Raw genomic sequence first — 19,560 nt, 5'->3', positions numbered from 1 at the left:
TATGGTTGGTTTGTGGCGGTGTTCAAATGATTTCACTTAGTTGGCCGCAAAGTTACTGATTTATCATTGGATTTCCTGATATCCCTTAGATTTTAGCAGTTTTAAGCCCGAACTTATTGTTTTGAGGGGTGTTAGCTCGTGATTTACGTTTAATTTACGGGGAGCAGCAGCTTTAGCTAGATGTCAGCGAAGTTTGTTGAAAGCAACGAAGTTTCATTTGGCTGAGGGATGGAAAGTGGGGCGGCGAAGCCGCAGACCAAAGGCAGGCGTAGCCTGCCTGCAGGGCCGAGCAGACTTGCGAGCCACGACACAGCCCGACCCGCCCGCAGGGCGGGGCAGCCCCAAAAAAGAATAAAAATAAAAACATGCTTCATTTGTAGTGATTAAATGGAGCAAAGTTAGGATAGGGGGAATTATTTAGGTGGACATGGATAGTTTTCGGTTTTTAGTGCTCCATTCAATAGTGACAATGAGCAATAAACTAAGGCCAAATAGGGGGAATAATAGGCCCAATAGGCCAATTAAGCTATAAAGGAGATAAGGTTTTTTGAAGTTGCGGTGTTGGCTGGGGAAGCCCCAGGCGCCCTTGGGTTTTCTGTAGAGGTAACTGGCTAAGGCAAACAGGCTAGAAAAGAATAGGGAAATGCCCATGATTAGGACGAGTAAAAAGTTCCAATAGCCAAATTCTCCTTGATGAAAGGCCATCAGCCAGAGTCGGGCTTGCATCAGTGGGCCAATATCGGTCCAGCTGCCTCTATAGAGTACTTCTCCGCTGTAAGCATCTAGGTGGTAGATTACTTTTTTCTCCAAAGCTACTTGGTTATTGCTCAAACTATAGACTTCTTTGGCAGAATTAGGCAAGCTTAAGCTCAATTCTCCTTCTACGTCCAGTTGCTCTACAATTTGAATAACTTCATCTAGAGATAAGGCTGTAGTTTGAGGATTTGATTGCCAGGAACGGGCATGCCATTCTTTGGGAAATCCCGTATTTGTCTTCTTTTGGATGAACTTAAAGGCACCGCCCCAAACATCTGTCCATGGCAAACCACCCAAAAGTAATAGTAGGAGGGGGATGGCAAAAATAGCTGATAAATAACTGTGTAGTCCTATTACTAATTGTCGCCTCCCCTGCTTCATATACTTATACTGCTGCCAATTGGGCCAAAATAAATACAAACCCGTAATGATTAAGACAATCATCCAGCAAGCTACTAACTCCACGAGTTTGGTTCCATATCCTCCAAGCAATAACTCTCCGTGCAGTTTTCGGACCTTATAGCTATTGGTTTCTCGCAAGGCATACTGATGGGTCAAATTCCCTTGATAAGGGTTAATATAGGCAAATGCTTTACGGCCAAAACGGCCATGAGAAAAAACGCTATATTGTTCATTAGACAAGCCTAGTTCAACAGTTTGCGGAACCAATTCCCAGTCTTTTTTTAGTTGATCCCATTGCTCTTGCCAGCTCCTTTTTTCTTTCAACTGTTCCACTTGCGGAAGCTTTTGAGCGAGTTGATCTTCCTCATAAGCATCTTTGAATAAATAAAGGACGCCTGTAAAAGCTAGGATTAAAATGATAGGAAGACTGAATAATCCTCCTATAAAATGCCAACGCCAAACCCAAGCAAATAGCTGTCTGTTTTTCATGATATAAATAATATGGGGGCCTTTAGAGCAAGTTGTAGTAATTATTTTTTTAGTCTTAGCACTACAGCTTAAAAAGCTTATGCTTGCCAGAGTGCTTATTGCCCAAGGCCCCAATAATAAAGGAAATAGAGATGATTTCGAGCCAGTTTATTGGCTGTACAAAAAACTACTTAAGGGTATAAGCAACCCCCAGTTGCAAGTAACGGGGGCGCCCTAAAGAATAACTCTCTCCCCATAGACTCGCACTAGCTACTGTAGCGTAAAGCTCATCGCTTAGATTCATCAAATGGGCCCAAACTTCTAGATTCTTATACTGATACCCCAACCTGAGATTAAAGCAGTCAAAGCCATTGTACTCTTTACTATTAGCCTGGTCCATATAGTACTTATTCAGGTGACGCCATTCTAAACGCAATGAGAGGCCCTTTGCAAATGAAGGCTGATAGCTGAGCATACTATTCATGAAGAATTTAGGTGCTAAAGGCATATCGTTGCCAGAGAAATCATTTCCTCGACTATCTTCAAAGTCTGTAAAACGATGAATGGAGTTAGTTGCTTGCACACTCAGGTTCAAATCCTTTAACAACTGAATGCGTAAACTATACTCTAGCCCATAATGCACTGTTCCACCAGCATTTTGACGGATAGTCGTGCCATCATCTTGTAAAACGGAGATAATTTCATTCTCTCCACTCATATAGTAGGCCGATAATTCTATGCGAAGTCGGTTTTTCCAAATCCCCAAATAACTACCTAACTCATAGTTTTGATAGTAAACAGCATCTAACATAGGAATGCGCTGCCCTACGTATAGTGCAGATACCTGAGGTGGCACAAAGCCCTGTCCATAGTTAAGGTAAATGCCCTTAGTTTTGCTGAAGTTGTAATTCAAGCCCAACTTAGGCGTTAAGCGATAAAAACTGTTGCTGCCATCTTCTACTGCTGTATAGGCATTTGCCCCTAATTGATTGTCAAATGAATAGTTGAAATAATCAAACCGAAGCGCTGCAGTTAGCTTTAGCCCTTCAAAAAGGTCCATTTGGTACTGCATATAAGCTGCGGTATTCAAAAGATGAGCGGTATAATCGGCTAAGCTGCTGTCTGTAGTTGTATAGCTATTATACAATCCCTCTTCTGTCTTCTGAATTTGAATATATTGAGCCTCATAAGTATTGGGACTATAATCTAGTTGTCCACCAATAATCAACTGAGCATTTTGCCAGGCCCAATTTTCCTGATGTTGCCCTAAGAGCCCCCAACTAATAAAACTATTGTCATTGATTTGTCCATGCGCCAATAAGGGATCACCCTGCCCACTCCAAGGTTTGTAATCATCGCTGACTCGATAAGAAGGGTTTTGCTCAATCCCATTATTCCGAAAGTAAACAATGGCTTTACTAAATGAATGGCTGTTCCACTGGCGCTTGGCATCTATTCTTGCTCGATAAGATTTTACCTTCCGATAAGTGAAGGTCTGATCTGAATCATAGGAACGACTAAAAAAAGCAGTGCTATCCAATGATCCTCGCATCTCTGAATGGTAATCTAAGATAGAGAGCTTGGCCGATAAACTTGTTTTGTCATCCAATTGATAATTCCCCCCAATATTTAAGGCCATTTTGTAAAAATCACTATGTGCTAATAATCCATTCCGCTGCTGAGCATAGTAACCATTCAACTGTATGCCCAAACGTTTATTGAAACTACTAGAAGCTTGCAAATCTGCTCTTGCATAGCCCATGCTACTGCCCTGTATTCCCAACCTCGCCTGAGGCGTCAAACTACCTCTAGACGAAATGAAGTTGATGGCTCCCCCAATGGCCTCACTGCCATATAAACTAGATGCCGGCCCCCGAATTAACTCAATTCGCCCAACATCTGCCATGTTGATCTCTAAAAGTGCATTATGATTGAAGACCCCAGAGGCCCGTATTGGTAACCCATCTTCCATATATAAGTAAGAAGCGCCATAGTCTACGGGCCTGCGAATGCTCATGCTGTGCTGCTCATTACCCAAATCAACCATGTTCACCCCCGCCAACTGATTGACTAGCTGGTCAATTGTAGTGGCCTTGGTTTGCTTTATGTCTTGAGCAGATATACTGCTAATGGCTACTGGTGATGTACTTCGACTCGCTACCGATCGACTTGCACTAACTAAGAGCTCATCTATCGCTAAAGCTTCTGCCGATAAAGAAATATGAAGCGCTTCTGTCGCTAAAACAACTAAGGAAGTATAGCCTAATAACCGAATTTCTAAACTGTCCTTCTCTGCTTTTGCTGAAATCTCAAACTGCCCTAAGTCATTAGTTTGAGTATATGATAAACCATTGCGGTTTATAATCTGTACATAGGGTAATGGCGAGCTACTCTCGCTATCAATTACCTGACCTTTGATCATTGTTTGCCCCCAACTATTGAGGCTAAGGCATAGAAATACCATTAAGACAAATAAGTCTTTCATTTTTTAGAAGGGAATAAATAAGACCTAGAGCTCATGATCAAAGAAGTACTCCTCTGGGCCTATATATGTTAATTAAATTGAAATTTATGCTGCAAATGTAAGCGCTTCCCCGCTAAGGCAAATACTATAAATATGGTCAAGCATGTCCTTTTTAAGGACTATATCCCGCTTTGGGGGATATCTATAAAAAAACCGCTAGCCCTTACTCAGAACTAGCGGTTTTCTATATTAACATCTTCTGCAGATGGCTATTTGACCAACTTCATCTCGTCAATCAACCAGCTGGCCTCGCCATAACGGTCAATGACCCAAAGCACATAGCGAATGTCTACCACAATGTTGCGACAACGCGATTCATCAAACATGAAGTCACTCATGGTACTCTCCCAACTACGATCAAAGTTAATTCCCATCAAACGCCCTTTGGCATCAATGACCGGACTACCCGAGTTGCCCCCCGTAGTGTGGTTGGAAGCCGTAAAACAGACCCAAAGCTTCCCATCCTGTGTGTAGGGACCAAAATCCTTGGCCTCATACAAATCAATGAAACGCTGGGGCAAATCAAAATCAGGATGATCTTTCTGATACTTCTGCATCACCCCATCAATAGTAGTATAAGGCAAATATGCCATGCCATCATGCGGAGCCGAACCCTCTAGTTTGCCATACGCAATGCGCAAGGTAGAGTTGGCATCCGACCAATGCCGCTGTTTGGGAAACATCGTCAATGCTCCCTTGACATAGGTTTCCATCAAGCCCTCTTCCTGAGCCTGAAACGCCCCATAACTAGGTGCTACCTTTTGTAGGTAGTTGCTGTATAAACTAGCCGCCAACTTTAAGGCGGGGTCCTTCGCCAATTCCTGAGCGCTTTTGGCATCAAAACGCTCTAATAAGGCCGCTACTTTCTTTTCATGAAGAAGCAAAGAGCCGCCAAAGATAGTTTTACCCATTTCAGCCCATCCTTCAGCAAAGTCATCAGGCAAAAGACTCTTGTCCATATACTCTACATAGAGCGGGGTCAATTGCTCATAGATTTTTTGGTCCACGCCCAAATCGTAGTTCTTGAAAAAAGCCGCATTGGCTTCCTTCAAACGAGCAATTTCCCCTTCTAGCTTACCCGAAGCAGCTAACTCCTCGTAGCGATTGGCCAAGTTGTTAAACCCATAGCTAAATCGCAAGAATTCTGGCCCTACAAAGAAGTACTCAATGAATAAAGCCCGAGCAAACTCATATTTCTGATTCTCTTTTTGCAAAACTGCCAATTCCTCTAGTACGCTACCAAATTCTTTACTCCACTCTTCTTTGCTCTGCGCACGAGTAGTGTACTTTTTCTCCCAATTGGCCTTTTTCTCCAAGGCCTTGAGATCACGCAAGCCCCCCAATTGGCCAATCCACTTCTTCCAAGCATTGGCTACTGAAGCCTGCTTAGCAGCATACTTGATGCGAATCTCATCAGAATTGTTCATCGCTGGCTTAATGATACCTAAAGTAGTCTCTCTCATCTTAATCCGAGCAGGACGCTCCTGATCCATGTAAAACCCTAACTTGGCCGCAGAATAATGCTGGTCTGTACGACCCGGAAAACCATATACCATCGTGAAATCTCCCTCTTGCTTGTCTTTCATACTAATAGGCAAGTAATGAGCAGGCTTGTAGGGACGGTTGGCCTCACTATGTGCCGCAGGCGCATTCTCCTCATCCGCATAAATGCGAAAGACAGAAAAATCACCCGTATGACGTGGCCATACCCAGTTGTCCGTATCTCCTCCATACTTCCCAATGGCCGAAGGCGGAGCCCCAACCAAACGAATGTCATTGTAATCTTGCGTGATTAACATATAGTAGACATTTCCCTTATGGAAAGGCTTGATCTTGGCTTTATAGCCCTTTTCCTGCGCCGCCGCTGTTTCCAAAGCTTTGATGTTGGCCGAAATCTTTACGGCTTTCTCTTCTTCGGTCATGGCCTCTGTGGTCCCCTTCAATACATCATGGGTCACCTCACGCATCTCCTTAACAAAGGTCACATGCATCCAAGGACAAGCCAATTCCTCCGAACGATTCTTGGCCCAAAATCCATGCTTTAAGTAGTCATTCTCTAAGGAAGAGTGCTGCTGAATGGCATCAAACCCACAGTGATGATTCGTCAAGATTAAGCCCTGATCAGAAACAATCTCTGCCGTACACCCCCCGTCAAACTGAACGATGGCATCTTTCAAACTCGATTTATTGGTCGAGTAAATCTCTGAAGGCTTTAACTTTAATCCATAGGTCTTCATGTCCGAATAGAACATATCAATCAGCGCCGGAATCCACATCCCCTCTCCAGCCCAACTCATAGGCATGAAGAGCAATAGCGCCACTACAAATGCTAATAATTTTTTCATTAGTTAGTTTTATATATACACAATGTTTCTATTTTTTTGGGGCTGCCCTTCGCTTCGCTCAGGTCGGGCTGTCTCGCAGCTCGCTCTTCGCTCGGCCCTGCGCCGCCAAAGGCGGCTGGGTCTGGCCCTTTGGGCCACTGCTGTCCATCCCTCAGCCTGCGGCCCTTCGGGCCTGTACACTGGATAATTCTAGCAGACTAAAAGAATTGCTTTAATAGTTGCTTGGCCTCAGCATTAAATCTACTGTTCTGATCTTCCACCCAGCCCTTGAGCTGCTTCTCTTGCATGGCCTCCGCTTTTGGACTTAGCGCAAAGTCCGCCAAAAACTGATAAAACTTATAGTCGCTGTTCTTACTTAAGTGCAAGTCTTCATCATACAATTGCGCAAAGCGCTTTAATTGCCCCCTAGCCTTGGCATATTGGTCCTGACGTAGGTATATGGCCGCCAATCCCTCTACCAATTCATAGTTATCTGGGGCTGTTTGTAGCAGTTGCACCAAGATTTTTTCGCTTTTCTCATACTCGTAGTTCTCAAAGTATAAACGAGCTAAAGCAAATAGCTCCTCAAACTCGGGCGCAATAGCCGTGGCCCGCTCATAATAGGGAATGGCCTTATGATACTTATGCTCTGGCAAATAGGCAAAGCCCATCATCTTATAAAGGTCCGCATCAAAGGCATTGATGGCCTCGGCCTTGGCCAAATAGTCTTGACTGATGGCCAACTCGCCTTTTAAGATATGCAATAGGACCAATGATTTGTAGATTAAAAAGGGATTTTCTGGCTCTTCTTGGAGCAACTCAAGGTAGTCCCGCTCTAAAGCCCCTAAGGCCTTGAGCTGCGCCCCCTTGGCCCTTAATTGGAAAGGTTCCTTCTTAGAAAACTGATCGAGCTCCAAAAAGAAGACTTTATAGAATAGGGCCGTGAGCTGCGCCGTCTTTAAGGCCAGCTTGATCCGCAAGGCTTTGGGGTTTTCCCGCTCTGCACGCTCCAAAAAGCTAAGGTCCAATTCAAACTTAGCTAGCTCTTCCAAACCATAGTTCTCCCGCTGAGCAGGCAACTGCATCATGGCCCGATAGGTCGTGAAGAGTAAAGCCGTTACATAGATATTGGGATCCATCGGGTCCAGTTGATAAGCTGTATCTAGCTGCCGTTGGGCCTTATCTAGCTGAAAGGTCTGCAACTGATATAGGGCCAATTGCGCACGAGCCCGCGCTAGCTTCGGTTGCCGCTGACAAAAGCCCTCCCATAAGGTGGGTAAGCCCTCTAGGTTGCCCACCGTCAACATCATATAACTAATGTCTTCCAATACCTCTATGTTGGAGGGATTGGCCTCATAAAGCTCTACCGAATAGTTATAGGCTTTCTGCAAATAGGGAAAACCCTTGTCGGGCTTGCCCTGATCGTAATAACTTTGATAGATGTCAATCAAAAGCTGAACATCATTCTCCAGTTTGGGGTCCTCATAAGCTAAGAGTAGCTCTTCTAGACTGCGCTCTGGTGCCTGCGCTTCTGGCGGCAACTCTGGCTCCAACATAGAGCGGTTGTAACTCAAAATGATGCTGGCATTTACTTCTGGAAAAGCCACCGCCTGCCGAATGGCTAGGCTGTCTCGCCCATCTCGCAATAGCTGGGCCGCTAAACAATAGGGAAGCAACAGAATGACAAATAAATGAGCGGTTCTAATCATGACAGTTTGCTTTTTTTATGGGGAAATGAGTGGCTGATCCAGAGGAGCGCAGCGACTGGCTGAGGGATGGAAAGCAGTGGCCGCAGGCCAGACCCAGTTTTTTTGAGCGCAGCGAAAAAAAACGCAGGGCCGAGCAGACCTGCGAGCTGCGACACAGCCCGACCCAAGGCCGTAGGCCGCAGGGGCAGCCCCAAAAAAGACTAGTCCTGTTGCTGCTTATAACTTTCAATATGCTCGATCAAAGCAGGCAAGGACCAAGCCGTTTCTACGCTATAGTCCCCAATCTTGGTCCGTCTAAGGGCCGTCAAATAGGCCGCATTATCTAGGGCTCGACCAAAATCATAGGCCAAAGAACGAATGTAGGTCCCCTTGCTACAAGCTACCTCAAAATCAACCAAAGGCAGCTCGCGCTTTGTCAACTGAAAGTCGAATATCTCGATATGACGCGCTTTGCGCTCCACTTCTTTGCCCTTTCTCGCCAACTTATACAAGGCTTGGCCCTTAATCTTTACGGCCGAAAACATAGGCGGATATTGGGCAATAGGCCCCAAGAATTGCTGCCGTGCCTGCTCTAAGGCTGCAGCATCAATCCCCTCAATAGATTGCTGCTCTATCTCTTCAGATTCCGCATCATAGGAGGGCGTAGTGGCCCCCAACTTGAGCTGGCCCGTATAGGTTTTGGGCATGCCCTGCAAGCCATCAATTTGTTTGGTGTATTTGCCCGTGCAAATGAGCAACAAACCCGTGGCTAAGGGATCTAAGGTGCCCGCATGTCCCACCTTGATTTTTTTTACGCCCAAGCTGCGACAAAGGGCATAGCGAATCTTATTGACCACATCAAAAGAGGTCCATTCTAAAGGTTTATCGACTAAGAGGAGGGCCCCTGCCTGAAAATCATAGGGCGCTGTTTGATTGAGTACTTCCAAGGTTCTTATTTTGATTGTCATCGAACAAATGAGGACCAAGCCCAAAGGGCCCGCCCTAGCTGCGCAAAGCTAGGCTTTTTTGGGCAGTTTTGCTAAGGCCTAAGCCTTTTTGACTAGCTGCAACCGCAGGCGATCTGGCCCAGCCTTCTGCTCAAAGAGATGCCCCAAACGACGGCCTAAGACGGCCAAAACTTCTTCGCTATTGGCCAAAAGATATTGGGCCTCCCGCTCAAATTGACTGAGCTGCTCATCTTTGTAATATTTACTGAGCTTTTTCTTTTGTCCCCCCATGCCCAATGGCCGAAACCGATCGCCCTGCTGCTGTTGACGGATATGTAGCCCCTTTTCTAGCTCTTCCGCCATTAGCCCAGGCCCTGTTTGCGCCCAATAGAGCCGCAAGCTTTGCCCATTGGGTAGGGGCAGCCGACTTTCTTGGCCCTTTTCTGGAATAGGCAGCGTTAAGGGAGCCATAGGGGGCCGCTCAGCTTCGGCCAATACTAAACCCCAAGCCATTTCCTGCAAACGATATGCAGGGGCTAGATAAATACCGCCAGCCTGCTGCTGCCGATTCTCCCAAAGGGCCCGAATCTGCTTAGGGGCAAAGCCCAAAGGCCGCAACCAATATTGTAGAAAGAGCGCCGGCTCCGAACAATCCTCTAGGGCCAGCCAACTTAGCCGAGCCAGCTCCCCATTTTTCCCAGCAGCCAATAAACGGAGGCGATAAGCCTGCATCTCCTTCTGGATAAAGCGGTTTTCCTCCTGCAATAAGCTTATATTTTGGGCCAAACGTCGCTTATAATGCGGATAAGCCTGCTCAATTTCAGGCAAGACCCGATTTCGCAGAAAATTTCGCTTGTACTTGCTCTCTCGATTAGAAAGATCCTCTTTCCAATGAATGTTTTGCCGTAGAGCATAGGCTTTGAGCGCCTGTTTGGGGACCGACAAAAGGGGGCGGCAAAGCTTGCGCTGCTCATCCTTGGGCAAAATTCCTTGCATACTGCCCAATCCCCCGCCTCTTAGCTGCTGCAAGAAAAAGGTTTCTACCAAATCATCTAAATGATGGGCCGTCAGGATGTATTTGGCTCCCTCTTGCTGCCGAATTTCCTCAAAATACTGATAGCGCAGACTCCTAGCTCGCCCCTGCAAATTGCCGCCCTGCTCGGCTAACTCTTGCCCCAAGTCATAAGTCCGACTATAAAAGGGGATGCCCTTTTCTTCCGCCAATTGGGCCAGAAAATCCGCTTCTTCCTGAGCACTAGCCCGCAATTGATAATTAAAATGTACCCAAACTTGGGGCTGTTGCCACTGCATAAGCAAATGGGCCAAGACCATAGAGTCTAAACCACCACTGATCCCCAAAACAAGCAAATCCTCCCCAATCTCAAAAAGCGATTGAGCTGCTACATATTCTCGAAGCTCTTGGGCTAAAGACATAAACTGTAGTTCTATATAGAATGAAGGTGTAGTAAATGATTTTTTGGGGGCTGCCCCGCCCTACGGTCGGGTCGGGCTGTGCCGTGGCTCGCAGGTCTGCTCGGCCCTGCGCAGGCAAAGCCCGCTCGGTCTGTGGCTACGCCACACCACTATCCATCCCTCAGCCTTAGGCGCTGCGCGCCTTGGCGGCGGCTAAAGCCGCCTGCAGGGGCTAAAAAAAAGCTCTTTCAGCAAAAGAAAGAGCTTTTTTTATGGAGCAAGAAGACTTAGGCCTTGTATTTATGCCATTCGGCCTCTATTTCCTTTTGTAGACTTTGAAGGTCCTCATGTTCTTTAAACAACTGACGTAGAGGATGGAATTTGTGCATCGATGGCGCTACAAATTGCTCTACATCCGCTCTCTTGATGCTGTTTTCACTCAAGATGATGAGCCGCTCAATAACGTTGCGCAACTCTCGGATGTTCCCCGTCCAATCCATCTCCTGTAAAAGGGCCAAAGCATCGGCCTCTACTTTCTTGGCTGGTCGTCCATAGTCTTGGCAGATGGCTTCTACAAAATGCTCGACCAATAAAGGAATGTCTTCCTTGCGCTGGTTAAGAGAAGGGACCTGTATAATGATTACAGCTAGACGATGGTATAAATCTTCACGGAATCGGCCCGCATTGATCTCCTCGCGCAAATCCTTATTGGTAGCAGCTACCACTCTTACATCTACCTTGATCTCCTTATCGCCCCCTACTCGAGTAATTCGGTTCTCCTGTAAGGCCCGTAGTACCTTAGCTTGAGCCGACAGACTCATGTCGCCAATCTCATCTAGGAAAAGGGTACCCCCATTAGCCTGCTCAAACTTCCCGATACGCTGCTTGACCGCCGAAGTAAAGGCCCCTTTTTCATGACCAAAGAGTTCGCTCTCAATTAACTCCGAAGGTATGGCGGCGCAGTTGACTTCTACAATCGGTTGATCGGCCCGATTACTTTTTTCATGCATCCATCGAGCGACTAGCTCTTTACCTGTTCCGTTGGGACCAGTAACCAAGACCCGCGCATCAGTAGGCGCTACTCGATCTATCGTCTCTTTGATGCGTTGCACCCCTTCCGATTCGCCAATGATCTCTTGGGTCTTGCTCTTTTTGATCCTTCTTTTGAGGACTTTGGTTTCTGTAACCAAAGAAGACTTATCCAGCGCATTGCGGATGGTAATCAGTAAGCGATTGAGGTCTGGCGGCTTAGAGATATAATCAAAAGCCCCTTTTTTAACGGTCTCTACCGCTGTATCTATGTCTCCATGCCCCGATATCATAATCACGGGCAAATCAGGTTGCAGGATTTGCACTCTTTCAAGTACTTCCATCCCATCCATCTTGGGCATTTTGATATCACAGATGACTGCATCGTAGCCGCCCTTCTTAAGTTTAGATAGGGCGTTAATGCCATCCTTGGCCTCATCTACTTTGTAGTCTTCCATTTCTAGAATATCTCGCAACACATTGCGGATACTCTCCTCATCATCAATGATTAGTATTTTTACCATAGGGTTTGCTCTTTTTATAGGGCCTTAAGATAAAGATTATAGGCCATTTTTAAAATTGGGCAGCCCTTTTTCCTCCATTACATATATAGACTAGCCCTTAATGAATAGCTGGCGAAAGGCGCTAGGGGAAAACTGGCCTTTTGGGGCTGCCTTTTATCTCGTTCATTATTAGTGGTTTCTAATAAGATAGCTTAGAAGAGCTGCCGCCCTATTATTTCCGCCAGAGCAGGGAAACGGAGCGTGGATTTGGGGCTGTGGCTGCCACAGAGTAAAAACGGAGCGTGGATTTAGGTCTGTGGCTGCCACAGAGTAGAAACGGAGCGTGGATTTGGGTCTGTGGCTGCCACAGAGTAGAAATGGAGCGCGGATTTGGGGCTGTGGCTGCCACAGAGTAAAAACGGAGCGTGGATTTAGGGCTGTGGTCGCCACAGAGTAAAAACGGAGCGTGGATTTAGGTCTGTGGCCGCCACAGAGCGGAAACGGAGAGCGGATTTAGGTCTGTGGCTGCCACAGAGTAAAACGGAGCGTGGATTTAGGGCTGTGGCCACGACAGCGCAGAGACAGAAGTTATAAGTAGTCTTATGGGGATCATCAGCCTAAATCAGTTGAAAAGAGTAGGGGAATTGGGGACGGGATAGGCCCGACTAGATAAAATCCTAGGGCTGTTCTTTTCCTAAGTCCTAGGAGACCAGTAGATAGCCTTATCGGGAAGGTAAAAACAGGGCAACAGAAGTTAAACAGTAGCTAATGGTAATAACTTAGATATAGTTGGATGTAAGCCTAAATATTATTTGCGTAAATTAAAAGTGTTAAAAAGTTAGATTTATTTATAGTTACGCTTGTAGTTGTAAGATAAAAGATCTATACTTGTAACGTTACGATATTGTAGCATAACCATAAAGCAGTATTATGGAGAATAACACTAATTGGCACTGGCTGATTAATTTCTTCTACAACAGCACACGAACTTCTAATAAGAAGATGCATCAGTTAGCGTCTGATCATGTGAGCAAGTTGCGCCAGGTAGCCCCTCGGGATGCCGAGATTCAATTTCTATTGGATTTTTTGGAGCCTTTCTTTTCCGCATTCGTTATTCAGTATGAAAAATCAACGGATGATCGTGCGGTCTATCGAGATTTGACTGCTCAGTTTAGCAGTTTATTGACGGATGTAACTTCTGAACAGCTACATGTTTGGGATTTGCAGATACAGTTGGCTTATGGACGCAATAGCCGAGAGTATGCGGTTTTGTTTCCGCAGGGTCGGGCGCCTTTTCAGACGGGGGGCTATGAACCTCGGATTCGAGCGGTAAAAGCCTTGGGACGTGCTTTGCAAAATGATCCGCAGTTGGCTACTTTGGGGCAGGATATCCTGGCTTTGGGGCAACAATTGGAGGACTTACGCAATAGCCAACAAGGGATTGAGTTTGACTTTAGCAGTAACTCTTTGCAATTGAGCCGAAAGCGAAAAGAACTAGCAGAAGCCTTGTTTGGGGTTTTTGGTCGCTTGAAATTTCATTATTACAAAGAGCTAGCGACAGTAGAAAACTTCTATGAGCTCAAGTACTTCCGTTCGGCGGCTAATGCTGGGGTAGAAGAAGAGGAAAGTCCGATCATGGAACTTCGTTTGAGCCCCAACAGTCAGCAGACCTTTTTTGCTGGACAAATAGAGGGAGGCGAGATTGTTCGCTTGGTCAACCTAGAGGGGGGCGATATTCAGTATTACTCTCTAATAGAGGCCACAGATAGCCCTGACCGCAAGTTGGATTTGTTCTCTGGGCAGAACCTGGACTACAGTGTTCCTTTGGACCATAGAATTTTGGTTTTGGAGAATACCAACTCCACCGAAGTTAAGCTATCCATCGAACTCATTTAATGGAGAAATGACCAATTCGTTATGTTTAATTGTAGGAGAGACTATCTAAGCAAAGATGATAGTCTCTTTTTCTTTTTTAGGCGGGAGGAGTTCTGCGCTTCTGTTTAGAGTTCCTTATATTCGCCCCTCAAAATTATTGTATTGCTTATGTCTGCATCTAGCTTATTAGACCTCTTTGAAACTGGGGGAGGCGTGGAGAAAAAAGGGACCTATGTAGAGGTCATTTTGCCCTTGCCTTTACCTAAATTATATACCTATTCTGTTCCTTTTCATTTGAAGGAATGGTTACAAAAGGGGGTGCGAGTAGAGGTGCAGCTTGGGCGGCAGGGGCGTTATGCTGGTTTAGTATATGCCATTACCGAGGAAAAGCCCGACTATCAAACGCGGCCTATTATCTCGGTTTTAGATGATTTTCCAGTGGTCACGGAGGAACAGTTTCGCTTATGGGAGTGGATGTCGGATTATTATCTCTGTAGCATGGGCGAATTGATGTCGGCAGCATTGCCTGCGGGCCTTAAACTAGCGGGGGAAAGCAAACTATTGTTGGCCGAGAACTATGAGAGTAAGCCTTGGATGCAACTGCATCAAGAATTGCCAGGAGATGAGGCCTTAGTGATTGAGCAATTACAAAAAAAAGGCGAGCTCAGCTTGACCGATATTCAGCGGATGTTAAAGCTTAAATCGGTACATAAGCTGGTCAAATCGCTAATAGATAAACAGTTGGTGCAGCTCAAAGAGGAGTTGCAGGAGCGTTATAAGCCCAAGCTAGAAGATTGGGTAGCTTTGGCCCCACCTTATGAGCTCAACAATCCAGCAAGTATAAAAGAAGCCTTTGATCTCATTGGTAGTCGAGCGCATAAGCAAATAGATACCTTAATGGCCTTTATGCAATTGGGGCGGGAACAGAAAGAAGTGCGTAAAAAAGAGCTGTATGAGCGGGCCAAAATAGATAGTGCCTTGCTCAAAAAGCTAGTGGACAAGGGGATATTTAGCATCTATCAAAAGGAATTATCTCGCTTAGACGACTATGAGGGCGAGGCCGAGGGGAACTATGCTCTTTCTGAGCAGCAGCGGCAAGCCTACAGCCTATGTTTGCAGCAGTTTGAGCAGAAAAAGCCCGTTTTGTTACATGGGGTGACGGGTAGTGGGAAGACACAGGTTTTCGTGGAGTTGATTGAGCATTATATAGGGCAGGGGCAGCAGGTCTTGTATCTTTTGCCAGAGATTGCTTTGACGGCTCAGATTGTGGGGCGTTTGCAAAAGCACTTTGGAGACCAGATATTGGTTTACCACTCTAAGTTTAATAACAACGAGCGGGTAGAAATTTGGCGGGCGGTACAAGAAGGCGTGCCGATTATCTTAGGGGCGCGTTCTGCCTTACTCTTACCTTTTCAGAGTTTGGGGCTAATTTTAGTTGATGAGGAGCATGACCCCTCTTATAAGCAGCAAGATCCGGCGCCTCGATATAATGCCAGGGACACGGCTGTATTTATGGCCCATTTGCATGGGGCCAATATTCTTTTGGGTTCGGCTACTCCCTCTTTAGAGAGTTATCAGAATGCTTTGGAGGAAAAGTATGCTTTGGTGCAGCTTGATCAGCGTTATGGGGGGCTGGCCTTACCTAAGATAGAGATTGTGGACCTAGGAGAGCAGCAGCGGGAGAAGCGCATGCATGGTATTTTCTCTGCCTATTTACTAGAGGCCCTCAAAGAGACCTTAGCAAATGGGGAACAGGCTATTCTGTTTCAGAACCGCCGAGGATATGCGCCAGTATACCGTTGTAAGAGTTGTGGTTGGACGACAGAGTGTAAAGATTGTGATGTCAGTTTGACCTACCACAAATACAGCAATAATTTGCGCTGCCACTATTGTGGCTATCAGCGTTCTTTGCCTAAAAGCTGTGATGCTTGCGGCAGTCATGAGTTAGAAATTATTGGTTTTGGGACCGAAAAGATAGAGGATGAGCTACAAATCTTTTTGCCAGAGGCTCGTTTGGAGCGGATGGACTGGGATACCGTTCGTGGGAAAGACGGGCATGATCGGCTCATCAATCGCTTTGCCGATGGGCAAATAGATATTTTAATTGGGACACAAATGGTGACCAAAGGCTTAGACTTTGATCATGTTGGTCTAGTGGCGGTCCTATCTGCGGATCAAATGCTTCAGTTTCCCGATTTTAGGGCCAATGAACGGGCCTTTCAGTTGATGACACAGGTAGCTGGGCGTGCTGGACGGAAGAAAAAGCAGGGGAAGGTCTTGATTCAGGCCTATCAGGCTGAGCATGAAATCCTGCGGGAGGTTTTGCAGCACAACTTTCAGCAGTTTCAGCAAAGGGAGTTGGCTGAGCGACGCAGTTTTAAGTACCCGCCTTTTCAGCGTTTAATAAAAATACAGTTTAAGCATAAGAAGCGGGACCAGCTATTGATGGCGGCAGAATGGGGGGCTAAGTTTTTACAATCGCGTTTGGGTGACCGGGTATTGGGGCCAGCGGAGCCTTCTATTGCTAGGGTGCGGACCTACTACTTAATGGATTTGTTAATCAAATTGGGTCGAGGAGGAAAAAGTTTGCGGGCGGCCAAAGATAAGATTAGGGATATGCAGGAAATGCTTCGGCAGAAGGATGGCCTAAGTGGTTTGAGAATTGTCATTGATGTAGACCCATATTAAAGACATAGGCTTAGGGCTGGCTATTAGGCCTAAGCTTTGTTTGGGCCTAGCGCTGTGCAGCAGTGCGGCGCAGCCGCAGACCGAGGCCGCAGGCCGAAGGGCCGAGCGAAGAGCGAGCTGCGAAACATAGCGCAGCAAGGCCGTAGGCCGCAGCTGAGGCCCCTAAAAAAATAACAGCAGATTGTTAATCTTCCCCTAATCTAAAAGGGGAGACTTGAGCAAATGGAATTATTTTTGGTAAATTGGGGAAGAAACTAGTAAAAATTATAAAACAGGATATTATATGAAATGGACGACTCGTCTTCTTTTTGCGGCTGGTTTGTTTAGTGCCAGCTATGGTTTACAATCTTGTGGAGAGCCTGCGCAAGCGGCGCCAATGCCTTCAGTAGTTAGTCAGGAATCGGCCCCTAAAGGGGACAATTTTAGTTATGCTTATGGGATGCTTTTAGGAAGCAATCTCAAGGCGATGGGCATGGATTACAATGATGTAGATACTAAAGAATTGCTAGCGGGTTTGCAGGCTGCTTTGGAGGGTAAAGGAGAGGCGATGATGGATCAGGCGGCGGCACAGCAGTTAGTCAATAAGACGTTTCAGGATATGCAGGCTAAGGCGGGGCAGGCGAACTTAGTGAAGGGGCAGGAATTTTTGGCAGAGAATGCCAAGCGTCCCGAGGTAAAGGTGACTGAGTCTGGTTTGCAGTATGAGGTACTCAAAGAGGGTGTGGGTGGAAAGCCGAGCATTAGCAACAAAGTGAAAGTACATTATCATGGGACCTTGATTGATGGAACTGTTTTCGATAGTTCTGTGGATCGGGGCCAACCGATTTCCTTCCCCTTAGGAAATGTGATTAGAGGCTGGCAAGAAGGTTTGCAATTGATGCCTGTAGGGGCTAAATACAAATTATACATTCCGGCAGACTTGGGATATGGAGGCAGAGCAGCGGGTAAAATCCCTGCGAACTCTGCGCTTATCTTTGAGGTAGAGCTATTGGCTATTGAATAAGCTTGGGATAAAATAGAAAGAGCGCTTGCATCCTTGGGATAGCGAGCGCTTTTTCGTATCATTGCGGCAGAATTTATACAATCGAAATCAACTTATGAAAGAACTTAGTTATCAAATTGGGCTTTTGCTTGGTAGCAATCTCGCCAATCAAGTGAATCCTCAGGATATGGATGTAGAAGCGATGGGTCAAGGTATCCAAGCTATTTTTGGAATGTCTGCTACCAATGAAGAGCTACAGGCTGCTTCTCAGGCGGTACAAAACTACATGCAAGGTATTGCTGCTGCTCAGGCTGCAGAATCTGTAGAGCAAGAAAAGAGCTTCTTGGAAGAGAATGCTAAACGTGAGGAAGTAGTTAGCCGCGAGAGTGGTTTGCAGTATGAAGTATTGGTAGAGGGTGATGGTACTATCCCCACGGCTAAGAATACTGTAGTTGCACATTACGAAGGTCGTCTACTCAACGGAAAAGTATTTGACAGTTCTGTATTGCGTGGGCAGCCTGCTACTTTCCCTGTAGGTAATTTGATTCAAGGCTGGCAAGAAGCCTTGCAGTTGATGCCTGTGGGATCAAAATGGCGTCTATACATTCCTTCTGCTTTGGCTTATGGAGCCAACGGAGCAGGAAATGACATTCCTCCTCATGCTACTTTGATTTTTGAATTGGAGTTGTTGAGCATCCAAGGCTAATCCGTTAGCGATAAAGTATAAAAAGAGTCCAGTTTTGGGCTCTTTTTTTTTAGGCTATAGTCATCGATAAAAAGAGGAAGTTGGTCTTTATGGACTATGAGGGGATAGGGTAAAGCAGTGGATCATTATTATCTTTAGAAGATTATCTTCACAATCAATAAAACCAAAAAACATGAACGTACAAGCTTATGCCGCTCAGGAAGCGGGTGGAAAACTAAGTCCTTATACTTATGAGTTGCCGGCTATTGGCAAAGAGGAAGTAGATGTAAAAGTACATTATTGTGGGCTATGTCATTCGGATTTGAGTATGCTCAACAATGAGTGGGGGAGTACTCGTTATCCTTTTGTTCCTGGCCACGAGATTGTGGGGGAGGTAGTAGCTGTAGGTACTGAGGTGAAGGGATTAAAGGTAGGCGATTTGGTTGGCGTAGGTTGGTTCTCTTCCTCTTGTATGCACTGCCCTAGCTGTATGGGAGGGGAGCAGCATCTTTGTGGAGAGGCGCAGGGGGTTATTGTTGGTCGGCATGGAGGTTTTGCCTCTCATGTTCGGGCACATTGGTCTTGGGCGATTGCTTTACCAGAGGGAACCGATATGAGTAAGGCGGGGCCCTTACTTTGTGGAGGGGCTACAGTTTTTAATCCCATTTTGAATACGGGGGTGCGTCCCACGGATAAGGTTGGGGTAATTGGAATTGGTGGATTGGGCCATTTGGCGCTCAAGTTTTTGAAGTATTGGGGATGCGAGGTAGTGGCCTTTAGCTCTAATCCAGCTAAGACCGAAGAAATTTTGGCCATGGGAGCAACCAAAGTAGTTAATTCACGTTCTGCAGATAGTTTGGCAGCAATCAAGGGGCAGTTGAATTTTATCATCAATACCACAAATGTAGCTTTAGATTGGAACGCCTACCTCAGTTGCTTGGCGCCCAATGGTCGTTTGCATACGGTGGGAGCTGTTCTAGAGCCTATGCAGATTCCTGCTTTTAGCTTGATTGGTGGACAGAAGTCTGTGAGCGGTAGCCCCGTGGCTAGCCCAAGCGATATGCTCAAAATGTTTGAGTTTTGCTTGCGTCATGATATCTACCCCGAAGTACAGGAGTTTCCTATGAGCCAAATCAATGAAGCCATTGCGCATTTGGAAGCGGGCAAGGCCCGTTACCGTGTTGTCCTAAAGAATGATTAGTTCTGATAATCAGGAGCTTAAGATATTTTGTAAATCAGGGATAAAGTTGTACTTTTGTGCTGATTTTATCACTCA

At 46.0% G+C, this 19,560-nt stretch carries 12 protein-coding genes; 5 read left to right on the top strand and 7 right to left on the bottom strand.

Annotation, left to right across the window (positions count from 1 at the left end; translation table 11 throughout):
* Nucleotides 1–417: 417 nt before the first annotated feature.
* The 7 genes from PPO43_RS02755 to PPO43_RS02725 form a co-directional block, all read right to left on the bottom strand.
* On the bottom strand, nt 418–1,647 hold the full coding sequence (locus PPO43_RS02755; protein WP_272620269.1) for a PepSY-associated TM helix domain-containing protein: 1,230 nt from the start codon (nt 1,645–1,647) through the stop codon (nt 418–420).
* 166 nt (nt 1,648–1,813) lie between these two features.
* Complete coding sequence (locus PPO43_RS02750) at nt 1,814–4,111, bottom strand: TonB-dependent receptor (RefSeq protein WP_272620268.1); 2,298 nt, start codon at nt 4,109–4,111, stop codon at nt 1,814–1,816.
* A gap of 248 nt (nt 4,112–4,359) precedes the next feature.
* Nucleotides 4,360–6,495 (bottom strand): S46 family peptidase, encoded by a 2,136-nt coding sequence (locus PPO43_RS02745; RefSeq protein ID WP_272620267.1) that lies wholly within the window; start codon nt 6,493–6,495, stop codon nt 4,360–4,362.
* Nucleotides 6,496–6,692: 197 nt separating this feature from the next.
* Entirely contained in the window at nt 6,693–8,183 is a 1,491-nt protein-coding gene (locus tag PPO43_RS02740) for a tetratricopeptide repeat protein (protein WP_272620266.1), read from the bottom strand.
* A 200-nt stretch (nt 8,184–8,383) separates the two neighbouring features.
* A complete protein-coding gene (gene truB / locus PPO43_RS02735; RefSeq protein ID WP_442985433.1) occupies nt 8,384–9,130 on the bottom strand; it encodes a tRNA pseudouridine(55) synthase TruB in 747 nt (248 codons plus the stop codon).
* Nucleotides 9,131–9,208: 78 nt separating this feature from the next.
* Nucleotides 9,209–10,543, bottom strand: a complete 1,335-nt coding sequence (tilS, locus tag PPO43_RS02730) for a tRNA lysidine(34) synthetase TilS (protein ID WP_272620264.1) — start codon at nt 10,541–10,543, stop codon at nt 9,209–9,211.
* 266 nt (nt 10,544–10,809) lie between these two features.
* Complete coding sequence (locus PPO43_RS02725; RefSeq protein WP_272620263.1) at nt 10,810–12,075, bottom strand: sigma-54-dependent transcriptional regulator; 1,266 nt, start codon at nt 12,073–12,075, stop codon at nt 10,810–10,812.
* Between the two features lie 909 nt (nt 12,076–12,984).
* On the opposite strand from PPO43_RS02725, the gene PPO43_RS02720 reads away from it, so the two are divergent.
* The 5 genes from PPO43_RS02720 (at nt 12,985) to ahr (ending at nt 19,485) form a co-directional block, all read left to right on the top strand.
* Complete coding sequence (locus tag PPO43_RS02720; RefSeq protein ID WP_272620262.1) at nt 12,985–13,950, top strand: hypothetical protein; 966 nt, start codon at nt 12,985–12,987, stop codon at nt 13,948–13,950.
* Nucleotides 13,951–14,097: 147 nt separating this feature from the next.
* The gene (gene priA / locus PPO43_RS02715) at nt 14,098–16,617 is read left to right on the top strand and encodes a replication restart helicase PriA (protein ID WP_272620261.1); all 2,520 of its coding nucleotides are present in this window, start codon (nt 14,098–14,100) and stop codon (nt 16,615–16,617) included.
* 283 nt (nt 16,618–16,900) lie between these two features.
* Nucleotides 16,901–17,620: an FKBP-type peptidyl-prolyl cis-trans isomerase gene (locus PPO43_RS02710; protein ID WP_272620260.1), complete on the top strand. Its 720-nt coding sequence runs from the start codon at nt 16,901–16,903 to the stop codon at nt 17,618–17,620.
* A gap of 94 nt (nt 17,621–17,714) precedes the next feature.
* Nucleotides 17,715–18,305 carry an FKBP-type peptidyl-prolyl cis-trans isomerase gene (locus PPO43_RS02705; protein ID WP_272620259.1) on the top strand — a complete coding sequence of 197 codons (591 nt, stop codon included), beginning with the start codon at nt 17,715–17,717 and terminating at the stop codon, nt 18,303–18,305.
* A gap of 172 nt (nt 18,306–18,477) precedes the next feature.
* Nucleotides 18,478–19,485, top strand: coding sequence for an NADPH-dependent aldehyde reductase Ahr (ahr, locus tag PPO43_RS02700; protein ID WP_272620258.1), 1,008 nt, complete (start codon nt 18,478–18,480; stop codon nt 19,483–19,485).
* Nucleotides 19,486–19,560: the final 75 nt, after the last annotated feature.

The organism is Saprospira sp. CCB-QB6 (assembly GCF_028464065.1).
Taxonomy (GTDB): Bacteria; Bacteroidota; Bacteroidia; order Chitinophagales; family Saprospiraceae; genus Saprospira.
This window is presented reverse-complemented; position numbering and strand designations above follow the sequence as displayed.

Coding starts and splice junctions, on each gene's coding strand:
- PPO43_RS02745 (WP_272620267.1), bottom strand. CDS start 6,495: ATGAAAAAATTATTAGCATTTGTAGTGGCGCTATTGCTCTTCATGCCT.
- truB (WP_442985433.1), bottom strand. CDS start 9,130: ATGACAATCAAAATAAGAACCTTGGAAGTACTCAATCAAACAGCGCCC.
- PPO43_RS02720 (WP_272620262.1), top strand. CDS start 12,985: ATGGAGAATAACACTAATTGGCACTGGCTGATTAATTTCTTCTACAAC.
- PPO43_RS02740 (WP_272620266.1), bottom strand. CDS start 8,183: ATGATTAGAACCGCTCATTTATTTGTCATTCTGTTGCTTCCCTATTGT.
- PPO43_RS02755 (WP_272620269.1), bottom strand. CDS start 1,647: ATGAAAAACAGACAGCTATTTGCTTGGGTTTGGCGTTGGCATTTTATA.
- priA (WP_272620261.1), top strand. CDS start 14,098: ATGTCTGCATCTAGCTTATTAGACCTCTTTGAAACTGGGGGAGGCGTG.
- PPO43_RS02750 (WP_272620268.1), bottom strand. CDS start 4,111: ATGAAAGACTTATTTGTCTTAATGGTATTTCTATGCCTTAGCCTCAAT.
- ahr (WP_272620258.1), top strand. CDS start 18,478: ATGAACGTACAAGCTTATGCCGCTCAGGAAGCGGGTGGAAAACTAAGT.
- PPO43_RS02725 (WP_272620263.1), bottom strand. CDS start 12,075: ATGGTAAAAATACTAATCATTGATGATGAGGAGAGTATCCGCAATGTG.
- tilS (WP_272620264.1), bottom strand. CDS start 10,543: ATGTCTTTAGCCCAAGAGCTTCGAGAATATGTAGCAGCTCAATCGCTT.
- PPO43_RS02710 (WP_272620260.1), top strand. CDS start 16,901: ATGAAATGGACGACTCGTCTTCTTTTTGCGGCTGGTTTGTTTAGTGCC.
- PPO43_RS02705 (WP_272620259.1), top strand. CDS start 17,715: ATGAAAGAACTTAGTTATCAAATTGGGCTTTTGCTTGGTAGCAATCTC.